Genomic DNA, 14,554 nt, shown 5'->3' on the forward strand with positions numbered 1-14,554 from the left:
AGTATACAGATTAAATTAGAAATGGCTAATTTAGGCTTTACTAATTTAATGCATGCTACTACTCTGTTAATAGAAATTTCGTCCCCACTTGAGAAAAAAGAGGTCCAGATGATTATCAATCTTGCCTGGCCGGAGCTGATTCAGGCCCTGGTTGGTGGCCTACTGATTGGTCTGTCCGCCACATTACTGCTGGCCTTTAACGGCAAAATCGCCGGGATCAGCGGGATGGTCGGCGGCCTGTTTACCCGGAGTTGGCAGGAGCTGAGCTGGCGCGCCCTGTTTATCATTGGCATGTTGCTCGGAGGCGTTATCGCCAGTCAACTGGGTTTTACATTCCCCGGCAGTTTTGGAGAGCACAACATCCTTACCTGGATTGGTGCCGGGCTGCTGGTTGGGATAGGAACCCGGCTGGGTAACGGCTGCACCAGTGGCCACGGGATCTGTGGTATCGGTCGCTTATCGATCCGTTCTATGGTTGCAACGACCCTCTTTATCCTAACCGCTTTTATTGGTGTCTATCTGCACCTGCATCTGGTAGGAGGAGCATGATGAAACAGTTCATCGCACTTGGCTGCGGCATCCTATTTGGACTGGGGATGGTGATCTCACAGATGGTGAACCCGGCAGTGATTATTGGCTTTTTAGATATCTTTGGCCAATGGGATCCCAGGGTGATCCTGGTGATGGTCGGAGCACTCGCTGTATTTATGCCAAGCTATCAGCTGTGGCTGAAAAAATCGGCATGCACAACCGATGGCAGCAAGCTTGAGCTACCAAGCTCCAACCGGATCACCCCACGCCTTATCCTGGGAGCCGTCCTGTTTGGTGCTGGCTGGTCTCTCATCGGCCTGTGTCCGGGACCTGCGATCACCTCCCTGGTGAGTGGCAGTCCTGATATCTGGATTTTTGTGGTTAGTTTGATTATCGGGCAGCTTGCAACAAGGGAGCTGCTACAGTCCCGTTCGACGCCTAAAGTCCCTCACTAAAGAATTGATCCCTCAATTAAACCTTCAGACTCTGTTGACGTTTTTGCATACGATTTGAGCTCAAACAAAAAAGAGGCAAAAGCTGGAAATAAATCCAGTTTTTGCCTCATTCAGCTAGTGATCAGCATCACGCTATCAGTTAACATAGCGCCCCTTTTAAAATACTGGCTTGGAGATTTGAATGTCGTTTGCGCTTGGACAACGCTGGATTAGTGATACTGAAACGGACTTAGGGCTAGGGACCCTGGTTGCCATCGATGGAAGAATGATCACCATGTTGTTCCCATCCAATGGTGAAAACCGAATGTACGCTTCAGAAGATGCACCGATCACACGCGTCTTGTTCAACGTAGGAGATACTGTCTCCAGTCATGAAGGCTGGAAGATGCAGGTCGAGGAGGTGATCGAGCAGCAGGGGCTCATCACCTATGTTGGAATACGCCAGGATACTGGTGAGTCCGGTACCCTGCGGGAAACTTTTCTGGATAACTTCCTGACCTTTAATCAGCCTCAGGAGCGTCTGTTTGCCGGTCAAATTGACCGGATGAAGCGCTTTAGCCTGCGTTACCAGGCCCTCAATCATCAGCACCAGCAACAGAAAAATGAGCTGAGAGGCCTGGTCGGTGGCCGGGTAAGCCTGCTGCCCCACCAGCTGCATATCGCCCGCGAAGTCGGGCGCCGTCGGGCACCGCGCGTCCTGCTGGCCGATGAGGTTGGCTTGGGTAAAACCATTGAGGCGGGGATGATCATCCACCAGCAGCTGCTGTCCGGACAGAGTAAGCGTGTATTACTGCTGGTCCCGGAAAGCCTGCAACACCAGTGGCTGATTGAGATGATGCGCCGCTTTAACCTCTTCTTTAGTATCTTTGATGAAGAGCGCTGCATTGAGGCCCTGCACGATAGTGATACCCCCTTCGACACCGAGCAGCTGGTGCTGTGTAGCATCGAGTTCTTTAAGAAGAAGCGTCGCCGCTTCGAGCAGGCTCTGGAGAGTGAGTGGGATCTGCTAGTGATCGACGAGGCTCACCACCTGGAGTGGAGCGAACAGCAGGCCAGCCGTGAGTACCAGATTGCCGAAGCCCTGGCTGAGCAGACCTCCGGAGTTCTGCTGCTGACAGCAACCCCGGAGCAGTTGGGCCATCAAAGCCACTTTGCCCGGTTACGCCTGCTGGATCCCGAGCGCTTTTATGATTACCAGGCCTTTGTCGAGCAGGAGCAGCAGTTTCAGACCGTGGCTAATATCGCGACCGAACTTCTCACCGAGCAACAACTTGGGAAAGAAGCGGCCGGACAACTGCTAACGCTTTTGGATAATCCGGAAGCCACAGCCGCGATCACTCTGGTCAGCCAGGCGGGTGAGCAGAGCGAAGCGCGAGAGCAGGCCAGCCGCCTGCTGCTTGATCAGCTCAACGATCGCCACGGCACCAGCCGTATTCTGTTCCGTAATACCCGTGCCGGACTGTCCGGATTCCAAACAAGGCATCTTAATAGCTATCCGCTGCCCCTGCCCGAGCAGTATCAAACCGCGCTGCGGGTGGCCAAGATGATGAGTGCCACCCAAAACCAGCAGGATAAGCTCACCCAGGGGCTCAACCCTGAGAAGATTTTCCAGCAGTTTGAGGGAGACAGCGCCAGCTGGTGCAACTTTGATCCCAGAGTACAGCAGGTGCTGGATCTGCTGCTCGAAGACAGAGAACGTAAGGTTCTGCTGATCTGTAGCGAGGCTGAAACCGCCCTGACCATCAGTGAGGCCCTGCGGGTCAAAGAGGCGATCCGTTGCGCCGTATTCCACGAAGATATGAGCCTGATTGAGCGGGACAAGGCCGCGGCCTACTTTGCTCAGCAGGAGGGCGGAGCCCAGATCCTGCTGTGCTCCGAAATCGGCTCCGAGGGGCGTAATTTCCAATTCGCTCACCACCTGGTGATGTTTGATCTTCCGCTTAATCCGGATCTGCTGGAGCAGCGGATTGGTCGTTTGGATCGGATCGGCCAGACCCAGCCCATTCAGATCCATGTCCCCTACCTGAGCGGCACCTCTCAGGAGACCCTGCTACGCTGGTATCACGAGGGACTCGGTGCCTTTGAGCAGTGCTGCTCCACCGGATCCCTGATCCATGCCCAGGTGGCAGATGCTCTGATCGAGCAGCTCAGCGCGGTAGCCGCCGATGAAGAGGCGATGCAGACTCTCAACCAGCAGACCGCGAACCTCAACCAAGAGCTCAAATCCAAAATGGAGCAGGGGCGCGATCGCCTGCTGGAGCTCAACTCCGCCGGGGGCCAGAATGCCAGGGAGCTTAGTGAGGCGATCGCCACACTGGATGATGATCCCACCCTGGCCAACTTTACCCTGCGCCTTTATGACGAGATCGGCATCAACCAGGATGATAAGGGGGAGAACCAGGTGGTGATCAAGCCCGGCTCACACCTATTGTTCCCGGCCTACCCTTCCCTGCCCCAGGATGGCACCACCATCACCTTTGAGCGGGATACGGCACTCTCCCATGAGGATGTGCAGTTTGTCAGCTGGGAGCACCCACTGATCCGTAACGGCCTGGACCTGGTTCTGAGCCATGAGTTTGGTACCACCTCGGTGGCCCTTTTGAAAAACCCAGCGATTCCGGCAGGTTCGATCCTGCTGGAGCTCATCTATGTGGTTGAGCCAGTGGCGGATAGCAGATTGCACCGCTTCCTGCCGGCCACGCCGATCCGTCTGCTGCTGGATAAGCATGGTAATAATATCGGGCCTCAGCTCTCCTTTGATGCCTTCGATTGCCAACTGACCCCAATCAACCGTCACCTGGGAGGCAAGCTGGTCAAAGCCTCACAGCCGGTGATTCATCAGCTGATCAGTGGCGGTGAGCCTGTCGCTGCAGAGCAGATGCAGCAACTGGTCGAGGCGGCCAAGCAAGAGATGCTCAATGAATTCGATCACGAAGAGCAGCGGCTGCAGGCTCTTAAAAAGATCAATCCTTCGATTCGTGATAACGAGCTGGAGATCCTTCTTGAAGAGAAACAGGAGCTGCTGAAGATGATTGAACAGACTCACCTCAAGATGGATGCGATCCGTTTTGTGGTCAGCACCCCGGAGTAACCCATGACTGAGTTCCGGTACAATCCGCCGATGGATCCCTATCTGGAGATCCTCTACCAGGATGAGGATCTCTTGTTCCTCAATAAGCCGGCAGAACTGTTGTCGGTCCCCGGCAGGGCGGCAGAGCACTGGGACAGTCTGGCCACCCGGGTGCAGCGGGTCTATCCAAACGCCCGGGTGGTGCATCGCCTGGATATGGCCACCTCGGGCCTGATCGTGATGGCAATGCATGCCGAGAGCCACAAGGCGCTCAATCGCCAGTTTAGCGAGCGCCAGGTTGAGAAACTCTATTATGCCTGGGTGTCCGGTGAGGTCGCCAAAACGGATGGCGAAGTGAACCTTCCGCTGCGCTGTGACTGGCCCAACCGCCCCCGGCAGATGGTCGATCATGAGCTTGGAAAAAAAGCCCTGACCCGCTGGCGCCGAGTGGGGATAAAAGATGGCAACAGCCTGATGGAGCTTAAGCCTGTCACCGGGCGCTCCCACCAACTGAGAGTTCATATGCAAGCCATCGGCCATCCGATTTTAGGGGATCGCCTCTATGCCAAGGGTCCGGCACTCGATAACTATGACCGCTTGCACCTGCATGCGGCTGTGCTGACTTTGACGCACCCATATCGTCAGTCCACACTGATGATCAAGGCTCCGGTTGCTTTCGAGTTATTAGATGATCAAGGCCCCATGGATAATCGGGATGCTGCTGTTGGGAGTGATCACTCAAGGTAAGGGCCTGGCCGAGAGCCACCGCCCTCAACCCATCCCACCGATTGCAGAGCAACATTGGCAACAGCTTGACTGGCAGGGCCATCCGATGCGCCTTGAAGGAAAATCTGTCACCGACTCATCTGTGATACTGCTGCTCAAGAGCCGCAAGGATCATAAACCCGAAGGGCTGGCGCTTATCATGGCTGATAGCCCGCAAACCCTGAAACTACAAGCCTTATCCGGGCAGCTGAGTCTATATGGACTCGATGTCCTGCTACTCATCCCCTCTCCTCAGCAGGCCGGTCTTAACCCTTTTGAAAAGCCGGAATCTCCCGAGCTTCAATTAGCCCTCAAGCAGAAGATTGAGTTTATCCGTAACCTTAAATCTCTGCTGCCTAAGGCGGGCAAGAAGCGAGTGGTGATCACCCAGGGCAAGATGACAGGGTGGATCAGCGAGATCCTGGGGAGCAAACAGCTCACCGAGCCAGACGCGCTGGTCCTGCTTAACGGCTATTACCCACAGGCCAAAGCCAATACCAGTATGGCTGACTCACTGGCGAAACTGAAAAAGCCCCTGCTGGATCTACAAACCATCACCAGCAACCCCTGGCTAACTCGGGCCCGGGATGCTCGCAAACAAGCTTTCCTCACTACCCCTAAAAACAACTTTCGCCAGATCTCGGCCTTCGGACATGCCGATGTAGCCAAAATCATCTATGGCTGGCTGAGCAGTGAAGGCTGGTTCCCCAACCGGGTTAAAAAACCGGGCTAAACCGGATCACCCAAGTTCAGGAGCTCCCTTTGATCCTGACAAGGGCTGAAACTGTCGGTACATCCGCGGAGCTTCTATGCTTACAGAGAGTCAGGTAAAAGGATGAACCACTATGACACGGGCACTATTGTTTCTATTTTCCCTGCTATTTTTCGGCTCCTCCATGGCCCAACCAACAATACAGGTCGCCCTGGGTGAATGGCCTCCCTATGTCTCCAAAGATATGAAGGATGGTGGGTTAGTGGGACGGATCATCAAGGAGTCCCTGGCCCTCGAGGGATATCAGGTCAACTACCAGTTCTTCCCCTGGGATCAGTCTTACGCCAAGGTGAAAAGCAAAGAGTTTTCGATAACCTTTCCCTGGTATGCCAGCGATGAACGGCGTGAGCTTTTCTATTTGAGTGTGCCCCTGATGGACTTTAATACAGTATTTTTCTATCGCAAAGATACCAAATTCAGCTGGTTTCCCAACCAGCCGATCCGTAACTTCAAAATAGGCGCCATCAAGGGTTACCATTATGGCGAGATGTTCGATGTGATCACCGAGGGACGTCATGTGGACTGGAGCAGCAATGACAACGGGGCGTTTCGTAAGCTGCTGAAAAAGCGTATCGATGCCTTCCCGACCGACATCCTGTTTGGCTATTACTATCTGCACAAACACTTTCCGGCAGCGATTGCCAGCCTGATCACCAATGACCCACGTACCCTGCACACGGCCCCCGGATTTGCCCTGATAGAGCGCTCAGAAAAGGGACAGAAGCTCAAAGAGGTTCTCGACAGGGGATTTGCCAAGCTTCAGCAGCAGGGGAAGATCGGCCAATACATGGAGCAGATCCAGCTGGGGCAATGGCAGCCGGATCTGGTGGTGAGTAAGCCCAGCAACTAACGGATATTCCGTGATTTTTTGATCATCTCCCAGGCGGCCTGGATATCCTGGGCCTTCTGCTTGGCCATCTCCAGCATCTCCTTGGGAAGCCCCTTGGCCATCAGCTTGTCCGGGTGGTGCTTGCTCATCTGTTTTCGATAGGCCTTTTTAACATCATCATCGGATGCACTGGCTTCGACCCCTAACAGCTGATAGGCATCATCGAGCTCATCCTGGCGGGGTGGCATTTGCTGGTGCTGGTATCCCTGCTGGCCTGAGTGCTGATACCGATGACGCTGAAAGAAGCGCAGCTCGGCCTCGATCATCGAGAGCAAACGCTCCAACTCATTGCTGGAAAATCCAAGAGCCCGGGCAACCGTATGCAGGATCTCTCGCTCCTTGGGGTGGAGCTGACCATCGGCAAAGGCCGCCTGCAGCTGCATCTCCAGAAAAAATCGCAACAGATCGCGATTATCCTGGCAGCTCTCTCTGAACTGGCGCAGGGTCTCAAGGAGTGGGAAATCCGCAGACTTACCTGCGCCGAAGGCCTGCTTGGCCTGCTCCCTGGCGCTGCCAAACAGCTGCATCCTATCCATGAACGCCGAGGCCACCTTGATCTCCGCCTCGGTGACCTGACCACTGGCCTTGGCGATGTGTCCCATCACCGCAAAGGTGGCATAAAAGAAGTTTTGCCTATCCTCTTCACTGGCACGCTTCCAGTACCAGCCCTCCATCGAGAAACGGTTGGCCCGGGCCCTGTCAAACATAAAACCGAGCCACAGGCCGATCAGTGCCCCAATGACATTACCGATCAGAAAACCAATGACTACACCAACGATCTTACCAATATTTCGCATGCAAACATCCAGTCGAAAAATTTCCCTCCAATGATGATCTCTCCCCGATTAAACCGAAGAGCCATCACTCAAACCAAGATGCTGCGCCAAGCCTTAAAAAATAGCAACTACTTCCATACCAGGCTCTGTTTCCATTTCCAATTTTGAAGCCAATCTAAAACCTCTACAGGGTCTAAATAGAACACGGCCGAAGCTTAGCTTCGGCCGTGTTCTCGATTCATTCAACCCTCTCTCAGGCGATCGCCTGCTCCGGTCTTTTCAAAAACGCATACAGGGTCGCGGTGACCAAAGTACCGATCACAATCGCCAGCAGATAGCTGAGGACCGGGGTGATCGCGCCGGGAATGAAGAGCACAAACAAGCCACCATGGGGAGCCATCAGCTTGGCGCCAAACACCATCGACAGGGAGCCGGTGATTGCACCACCTATCATGCAGCTTGGGATCACCCGCAGCGGATCTTTCGCGGCAAAAGGGATCGCTCCTTCGGTGATAAAGCACAATCCCAGCACAAAAGATGCCTTACCCGCCTCTCGCTCACTGGTCTGAAACTTACGGCGCGCCATCACGCTGGCAAGCCCCATCCCAAGGGCCGGGACCATACCGGCGGCCATCACAGCTGCCATTGGTCCATAGAGATGAGAGGCCAGCAGCCCCACCCCAAAGGTGTAAGCGGTCTTGTTGATGGGGCCACCCAGATCAAAACACATCATGGCACCCAGCAGGGCTCCCAGTAAGATGGCATTAGCCGAGCCCATGTTGTTCAGGAAGTTTTTCATCATATCCATCAGCTCGGCAACCGGACCACCCACGATATAGATCATCACCAAGCCGGTGAACAAACCCGATACCAGAGGAATGATCAGGATAGGCTTGAGAGCCTCCATCGATTGCGGCAACCGCACTTTATCAGCCACCAACTTAGCGCTGTAGCCTGCGATAAAACCTGCCGCGATCCCACCGAGAAAACCCGCGCCGATGGAGCTTGCCAGCATGCCGCCGATAAGACCCGGCGCCAGGCCCGGCCGGTCAGCAATCGAGAAGGCAATAAAGCCTGCCAACACGGGGATCATCAGGGCAAAGGCGGCGCTGCCACCGATCTGCATCAGGGCCGAGGCTAGGGTGCCCTTGGTTTCAAAGGCGGTAATGCCAAACACAAAAGACAGAGCGATCGACAGACCACCGGCAACCACCAGTGGCAGCATGTGTGACACCCCGGTCATCAGATGCTTATACACGCCGCGCTTCTCTCCCTTGACTGGAGCCGCCCCAGAGGCAGAGGCTGCAACCTGATGCGGGGTTGCATCCTGGAGTGCCTGCTCTATGGTTTGCTTGGTTTTTTTCAGCGCCGCCCCGGTCCCGGTACGATATAGGCGCTTACCATCAAAGCGCTTGAGATCCACTTCAATATCGGCGGCAATGATCACCAGATCGGCGGCGGCTATCTCTTCGGCGCTCAGCTCATTTTTGGCACCGACGGAGCCTCTTCGCTCAATCTTGACCGAATAACCCATCTGGGCTCCCAGCTCCTCCAGGGCCTCTGCCGCCATAAAGGTGTGGGCTACCCCGGTGGGACAGGCGGTGATCCCAACTATGCTTTTAGCCTGGGACGTTTTTTCTTCAGTGACCTCCACACTCAGGACGGTGGCTCCCTCCCGGGCTGACTCTAGCAGTTGAGCTGGCTGTTGCAGCGCCTCCTCCAGGGTCCCCCGATGGCAGAGCTTGCCATTAAAGCGGGATAACTTCTGGATATGCTCCCCACCAGCAGGATAAGCTCTGCCTGCTCAATCTGCTCTGCACTCAGTGCGGCGTAGTCTGCTACCTGCAGCTGAGCCTCACTGACAGCTTTAATTCCCAACTCTTTGGCGGCCGACATCAGCTTTTGCGCTGCCAGATAACTCCCGACTATGCCGTTGGGACAAGATGTTACTATTGCAATACCCATATCAGGACTCCCCTTGCAGATCGGCTCTGCTCTCTACGCAAACTTCTTGAATCAGTCGATTCAGATCATCATCATTCCACACTGCCACGCCGCTATGAGTGACCGCCTGGGCCGATAATCCGGTGGCAAAGCGAAGGCACTCCTGCTGACTCCAACCATTGGCGAGTCCCCAACACAGGGCTGCCACCAGCGAGTCTCCGGCACCCACGGTACTCTGAACCTGCATCTTGGGTGGCGTCGCCTGAAGGCACTGTCCCCGATGAAACCACAGCACCCCCTCGGCTCCCTGAGAAACCACCACATGCTCAATCCCCATCTTTTGCAGGCGATGAGCGGCCTGGGCCCGTGCGGTTTCCGTGCTAAGGGGCTTTCCTAACCATTGGCCTAGCTCCTCCTCATTGGGCTTAATCAGCCAGGGGCGTTGCTCGATTCCCCGGGCAAAGGCCGGGCCGCTGCTGTCAAACAGCACCCGCTTGCCCTGGGCAACCAGTTTGCCGATCCAGCCAGCCACAAGCTCGGCACTCAGCCCCCGGGGCAGACTGCCGGAGAACACAAACCATTGATGGTCTGAGGCAAGCTGCAGCAGCTTATTCTCGAATGAATTCAGTGCCTCATCGGTCACCTGGAATCCGGGGAAGTTCAGATCGCTCACCTCCCCGCCCTGCTCCGAAAGCTTGACATTAATCCGGGTTGAGCCTGCCAGGCGCACAAACTGATCCTCGATGCCTGTGCGCTCAAACAGCTCACAAAAGGCGCCCTGGTTGTCCTGACCCAACAGCCCGGTGGCCGTCACCCTGGCACCGAGGCGTGCCAGCACCTGAGCCACATTGACCCCCTTGCCGGCGGCTCCCAGGGTGCTTCGCTCTATCTGATTGACCCGGCCTCGCATAAACTGGCCAAGATAACCGGTCAGATCCAGGGCCGGATTGAGAGTGACGGTGACGATTGCCGGAAGTACGCTCATGCGATCTCCTCCCCAAGACCGGCAGCGATCGCCTCACCAATTCCCTGCAGGGCCTCCGTGGCATCTTCACCATCTGCGGTAAAACGCAGTGTGTCGCCAACACTCACTCCCAGCGAGATGACCTTCATCAGGCTCTTGGCGTTGACCACCCCGGCCTGGCCTCCAACCTTTTCCACACTGAGATTGGCAGAAAACTGCTTGGCAACCTTAACCAGCATGGCTCCGGGACGGGCATGCAGTCCATGAGGGTTTATCACCTCAAATTCCGCCTGCTCACCCGCGCACTGTGGCTCAGTGAGAAGGGCAATCACCTGAGAAGCCTTGGTTACCTCGGCGAGCTTTTTAGGAGTTTGGTTACAGATGAGAGCCGAAAGGTTTTCAACTACCCCCATATAGCTGTTGTCACAGGCGGCAATCAATAACAGCCCTTTCACCGGGAGCTCCTGCTGTGAAACCTTAAGTTGGGTCGTGACATAGGCGATCGCAGACTGCCCGGCACCACTTAAGGTGCGCGACAGCCAGATCCCCTCCCCCAGGTACAGGGGAGATTGCTCAACCAGGGTCGCAATATCCTGCGCCTTAAGGTGATCTTGCCGGTACAGGAGCGATGCCGCACTCAGGGATAATCCCAGCAGATCCTCGATGGGCTGCTCCAGGGCGATAACCGATTCATCAAAAGCCAGCTCTTTGGCCTCCTCACTGAGAAGGGTCAGCAGCTCGGAAGGCTGCTGAATGTTTTTAAGGGCCTGTTCAATCCCGGGCTTATCCAGCACCCGGGTCAGCTGTTTGAGGATAGAAAGGTGCTCATCGGACTTAGCGGCGATCCCGATCGCCAGATAGACGGTTTGACCGTCGCCCCAATCCACCCCATCGGGAAACACAAACGCCCGAACTCCGGTCTGATGCACCAGGCCACGGGTATCTGTGGTGCCATGAGGAATCGCGATCCCCTGGCCTAAACAGGTCGATGCCTGCTTCTCCCGGGCAAGCATCCCCTCGACATAACCTGCATCGACCAGTTCCTGTCGTGCCAGCTCGGAGGCGATCATGGTGATCGCTTCTGTCTTATCACTGGCCTGGCAGCCCAGGCGAATATCAGATCCAGCAAGAGTTAACATATAAAACTCCTCTTTGACGCTGCCGAACCTGTCATCTGGAGTTCATCTTCCGGCAGTGTGGTTAAACCTAAAAAGCTGAAAGGATTCAGCTAGCAATGCTGAATCCTTTCAGTCTATTTTTCAAGCTTGCATATGGGGTGAAAGTGCAATACTTTGATCATCTCCACAAATTTGCAGTCATCCACACCCATGAAACTTGATGAAATTGCCAAACTGGCAGGTGTCTCACGAACCACGGCCAGCTACGTGATCAATGGCAAGGCCACTCAATATAGAATCAGTAAGAAAACCCAGGAAAAGGTAATGAAGATCGTCGATGAGAAGGGGTTTCGCCCCAATCATGCGGCGACTATGTTGCGAGCAGGTCAGAGCCGCACCCTGGGCCTGATCGTTCCGGATCTGGAGAACCAGAGCTATGCCAGGCTGGCCACCAAGCTCGAACTCCAGGCAAGAGAGCATGATTACCAGCTGATTATCTGTTGCAGCGACGATAATCCTGACAATGAAAAAGCGGTTGCCCACTGGCTTAAAGAGCGCCAGGTCGATCTCTTGTTCGTTGCCAGCTGCCAGCATCCGCAGCACTGCAGCTACCAGCAGATGCGCAAGCAACTACCGGTGATCGCGCTGGACCGCCCCCTGGATGAGAGCCAATTCATCTCAATCATCAATGATGACTACACCGGGGCTCAGCAGCTGACCGAGCTGCTACTGGAGGGGAAGCCACAACAGATCGCCCTCATCGGTGCCCACCCGGATCTTCCCATTTCACAACAGCGCCAGTCCGGCTTCGAGCAGGCGGTTGTCGCCTGTCAGCATGCTCCCGAGCTGAAAACCTATTACACCGAGCTCTTTGATCATCAGCAGGCAAAACAGCTGATGGAGAAGCTGGTGCGAGACAACCAGGTACCCGATGCCATCCTCTGTACCTCCTTTACCCTGATGGAGGGGGTACTGGAGACCCTGAGCCCGGACAGTAGCCTACTCGGCAGAATTCAGCTCGCCACCTTTGGTGATCATCGATTGCTGGATCTACTGCCAACGGCAATCCACTCACTGTCACAGTCACCGGAGAAGATTGCCCAGCTGGCGATAGAGAAAGCCCTTGAGCTTCTGAGCAAGGAAGCAGCTCCCGGGATCATCACCCTCCCGAGAACTCTGATCAAGCGGCGCAGGGAGATCGCTAGCTGACAAACACAGGAGTTTGAGGCAATTTGCATAACGTCGGGTAAAATCTAATCTTTTCAGAACTTATTGCTGATTAAATTGTCTCAGCTTTGATACCGTCAAGGCTCTATTAAGAATTGGTACTCTATGCAAAACATGCTCACATGGCTTTTGGCATCTGTCACCATAATTACCGGGATGATCTGGATCCTGGATACTCTGCTATGGAGTAAGCAGCGTCAGGTTGAGCTTTTGCATCAGGAAGAGACCGATATTCTTGATATGGATGAGCTGGAGAGACGTACCCCCCATCGCTCGGCTTTCATCCGCAGTTGTTGCCGACTCTTTCCTGTGATCGCCTTTATCTTCGTGATCCGCTCCTTTGTCGTGCAACCCTACCAGGTACTGGGTGGCAGCATGAAGCCGACCCTTATTCCGGGGGATGTGGTACTGGTCAATAAGCTTAGCTACAGCCTGCGTGATCCGCTGTTTCATGGCAGCCTGCTCCATCTTCGTAAACCCGATCGCGGCGATCTTGCGGCCTTTCGCCAGGATCCCTCTTTGAGTGGAGCCAGCCATACCCATGTACGGATCAAGCGAATCGTCGCTCTGCCCGGGGATCGCTTGATCTACAAAGATCAGCAACTGCTGGTGCAGCCAGCCTGTATGAGGCATCAGCCCTGCCCGCCTTCAAGAGTGATCTCCTATAGTCCGCCTGGTGGCCTATTGAAGATAACCCCGGATCAGGGGAGTAACCCGGATCCGAAAGTCCTGGTGTGGACAGTGCCGCCCAATAAGTTCTTTGTGATGGGTGACAACAAGCATAATCCTAAAAAGCACAATTGGGCGCTCATCCCAAGGCAGGATCTAATCGGTAAGGTATTCGCGATCTGGAACAGCTTTGAGGCCAATGACGGACTCTACTCCTGGCTCCCGGACTGGGCTCCGGTGAAGATGAACCTGTCACGAGTTGGAAGCGTAGACTGAGGCGGTTTATATCCTGCGGATGGCTGATTGATCGCCCTTCGGGCGGGAGTTGTGGCTTCGCCACAGGTGTCGGGGCTCCGACTGCGCCCTACTTTTGTATCGTCAAAAGTAGGCAAAATCTCGCTACGCACTGCGAGTCCCTCCGCAGAGCTTCGCGGCTCGGCATCCATGCCTCGAACGGATAAAACGACTGCCTAGACAAATACTAAAGTTATGTGTGGGTTTTCAGTGATGGCCCAACAGACAATAGGGAGAATTAGGGATGGATCAAGATCTGGATACAGCGGAATCAAATCTGGAACAAGAGATGGAGCTTCCCAAAAAATACAGGTTGTCTCGCTCAAGAATCATGTATATCGAAGAGAAGGGCTCAGGTCTGGAGGGGGAGGCGCGGATTGGCCGGGTCTACTTTTCTAAGTCCGGCAAAACTCTTTACTACCGAGGGCGCAGCTTTCAAAGCCTCAAAGGATTGGGCTTTAAAGCGAACTACTTTGAAGTCGAATCGGGTGAGCACTACTGGATATCCGGACCGCGCAAAGATCGCCAGGACAGGCTGTATGGCGGTAGCCTTGGCGTTACAATTGATGCCGATATTAAGGATGAATACATCCGCTACCTTGGAACCAAGCAGGCATAACCCCTTGCCGATGCCTTGCTAAATTTGCCTGCATTGCATGCGGCTGATTTGTATCTTCGCCACAGGATGCCGCTGCCGAGCGGCGGCGGGCAAAGGGGCAAACGCCTTTCCCCTTTGCAATCCCCTGGCGCCCCGGATCTCGCTTAATCCTCAGTGGATCTGATGATTGAAGCTCCGCTTAGACGTAACTTCCCTGTTACGGCTAAGCTCTCACGACATCTGCCGCACATGGATTGTGCCAATGGAACGAGAGCCATGGATGGCGGCAGTTCCCTATCGCTCGACTTAAATCCTCATTGATCCACTTCGGCGCTCGCTCACGGGGAACTTAAAACCCTCTCTTCGATTTATATTCTCCGCTGCTGACGACTTAGTTACGCCGATGCAAACAAAGCCCTGGCTGATGATCAGCCTTATTCAAGGTGCGAAGCATGGATCTTGTCTGTTCAGCTGTTATAGTG

12 protein-coding genes and 1 pseudogene are annotated in these 14,554 nt (G+C 54.8%); 9 read left to right on the plus strand and 4 right to left on the minus strand.

Features of this window, described 5'->3' with window-relative positions; genetic code table 11:
• Window positions 1–108: 108 nt before the first annotated feature.
• The 6 genes from DB847_RS20140 to DB847_RS20165 all read left to right on the plus strand — a co-directional run bounded on the left by DB847_RS20140 (window position 109) and on the right by DB847_RS20165 (window position 6,443).
• Window positions 109–549 (plus strand): YeeE/YedE family protein, encoded by a 441-nt coding sequence (locus tag DB847_RS20140; RefSeq protein ID WP_108652289.1) that lies wholly within the window; start codon window positions 109–111, stop codon window positions 547–549.
• Window positions 549–986 (plus strand): YeeE/YedE family protein, encoded by a 438-nt coding sequence (locus DB847_RS20145; protein WP_108652290.1) that lies wholly within the window; start codon window positions 549–551, stop codon window positions 984–986. The genes DB847_RS20140 and DB847_RS20145 overlap by 1 nt, the downstream gene beginning before the upstream one ends.
• 181 nt (window positions 987–1,167) lie before the next feature.
• Complete coding sequence (gene rapA, locus DB847_RS20150; protein ID WP_108652291.1) at window positions 1,168–4,077, plus strand: RNA polymerase-associated protein RapA; 2,910 nt, start codon at window positions 1,168–1,170, stop codon at window positions 4,075–4,077.
• A 3-nt stretch (window positions 4,078–4,080) separates the two neighbouring features.
• Entirely contained in the window at window positions 4,081–4,803 is a 723-nt protein-coding gene (locus tag DB847_RS20155) for a pseudouridine synthase (protein ID WP_108652292.1), read from the plus strand.
• Window positions 4,772–5,554, plus strand: a complete 783-nt coding sequence (locus DB847_RS20160; RefSeq protein WP_159084768.1) for a DUF3530 family protein — start codon at window positions 4,772–4,774, stop codon at window positions 5,552–5,554. Before DB847_RS20155 ends, DB847_RS20160 begins: the two co-directional genes overlap by 32 nt.
• Before the next feature lie 112 nt (window positions 5,555–5,666).
• Window positions 5,667–6,443, plus strand: a complete 777-nt coding sequence (locus DB847_RS20165) for a substrate-binding periplasmic protein (protein ID WP_108652294.1) — start codon at window positions 5,667–5,669, stop codon at window positions 6,441–6,443.
• Here the strand turns inward: DB847_RS20165 and djlA are convergent.
• The 4 genes and pseudogenes from djlA to fruB all read right to left on the minus strand — a co-directional run bounded on the left by djlA (window position 6,440) and on the right by fruB (window position 11,305).
• Window positions 6,440–7,279: a co-chaperone DjlA gene (gene djlA / locus DB847_RS20170; protein ID WP_108652295.1), complete on the minus strand. Its 840-nt coding sequence runs from the start codon at window positions 7,277–7,279 to the stop codon at window positions 6,440–6,442. The genes DB847_RS20165 and djlA overlap by 4 nt on opposite strands.
• 232 nt (window positions 7,280–7,511) lie before the next feature.
• Window positions 7,512–9,223 (minus strand): annotated as a pseudogene (locus tag DB847_RS20175) (PTS fructose-like transporter subunit IIB).
• A 1-nt stretch (window position 9,224) separates the two neighbouring features.
• The gene (pfkB, locus tag DB847_RS20180; protein ID WP_108652296.1) at window positions 9,225–10,187 is read right to left on the minus strand and encodes a 1-phosphofructokinase; all 963 of its coding nucleotides are present in this window, start codon (window positions 10,185–10,187) and stop codon (window positions 9,225–9,227) included.
• On the minus strand, window positions 10,184–11,305 hold the full coding sequence (gene fruB / locus DB847_RS20185; RefSeq protein ID WP_108652297.1) for a fused PTS fructose transporter subunit IIA/HPr protein: 1,122 nt from the start codon (window positions 11,303–11,305) through the stop codon (window positions 10,184–10,186). Before fruB ends, pfkB begins: the two co-directional genes overlap by 4 nt.
• A 189-nt stretch (window positions 11,306–11,494) precedes the next feature.
• Between fruB and cra the strand changes: the two genes are divergently transcribed.
• From cra to DB847_RS20200, 3 genes are all read left to right on the plus strand, one after another.
• Complete coding sequence (gene cra, locus DB847_RS20190) at window positions 11,495–12,493, plus strand: catabolite repressor/activator (protein WP_108652298.1); 999 nt, start codon at window positions 11,495–11,497, stop codon at window positions 12,491–12,493.
• 123 nt (window positions 12,494–12,616) lie between these two features.
• Entirely contained in the window at window positions 12,617–13,456 is an 840-nt protein-coding gene (lepB, locus tag DB847_RS20195; RefSeq protein WP_108652299.1) for a signal peptidase I, read from the plus strand.
• A gap of 262 nt (window positions 13,457–13,718) precedes the next feature.
• Window positions 13,719–14,093, plus strand: a complete 375-nt coding sequence (locus DB847_RS20200) for a hypothetical protein (RefSeq protein ID WP_199911643.1) — start codon at window positions 13,719–13,721, stop codon at window positions 14,091–14,093.
• Window positions 14,094–14,554 lie beyond the last annotated feature (461 nt).

The organism is Dongshaea marina (assembly GCF_003072645.1).
Lineage (GTDB): Bacteria > Pseudomonadota > Gammaproteobacteria > Enterobacterales > Aeromonadaceae > Dongshaea > Dongshaea marina.

What these genes read in the sequence shown, in the direction of transcription:
- DB847_RS20140 (WP_108652289.1), top strand. Translation starts at nt 109, where the DNA reads ATGATTATCAATCTTGCCTGGCCGGAGCTGATTCAGGCCCTGGTTGGT.
- DB847_RS20145 (WP_108652290.1), top strand. Translation starts at nt 549, where the DNA reads ATGAAACAGTTCATCGCACTTGGCTGCGGCATCCTATTTGGACTGGGG.
- rapA (WP_108652291.1), top strand. Translation starts at nt 1,168, where the DNA reads ATGTCGTTTGCGCTTGGACAACGCTGGATTAGTGATACTGAAACGGAC.
- DB847_RS20155 (WP_108652292.1), top strand. Translation starts at nt 4,081, where the DNA reads ATGACTGAGTTCCGGTACAATCCGCCGATGGATCCCTATCTGGAGATC.
- DB847_RS20160 (WP_159084768.1), top strand. Translation starts at nt 4,772, where the DNA reads ATGCTGCTGTTGGGAGTGATCACTCAAGGTAAGGGCCTGGCCGAGAGC.
- DB847_RS20165 (WP_108652294.1), top strand. Translation starts at nt 5,667, where the DNA reads ATGACACGGGCACTATTGTTTCTATTTTCCCTGCTATTTTTCGGCTCC.
- djlA (WP_108652295.1), bottom strand. Translation starts at nt 7,279, where the DNA reads ATGCGAAATATTGGTAAGATCGTTGGTGTAGTCATTGGTTTTCTGATC.
- pfkB (WP_108652296.1), bottom strand. Translation starts at nt 10,187, where the DNA reads ATGAGCGTACTTCCGGCAATCGTCACCGTCACTCTCAATCCGGCCCTG.
- fruB (WP_108652297.1), bottom strand. Translation starts at nt 11,305, where the DNA reads ATGTTAACTCTTGCTGGATCTGATATTCGCCTGGGCTGCCAGGCCAGT.
- cra (WP_108652298.1), top strand. Translation starts at nt 11,495, where the DNA reads ATGAAACTTGATGAAATTGCCAAACTGGCAGGTGTCTCACGAACCACG.
- lepB (WP_108652299.1), top strand. Translation starts at nt 12,617, where the DNA reads ATGCAAAACATGCTCACATGGCTTTTGGCATCTGTCACCATAATTACC.
- DB847_RS20200 (WP_199911643.1), top strand. Translation starts at nt 13,719, where the DNA reads ATGGATCAAGATCTGGATACAGCGGAATCAAATCTGGAACAAGAGATG.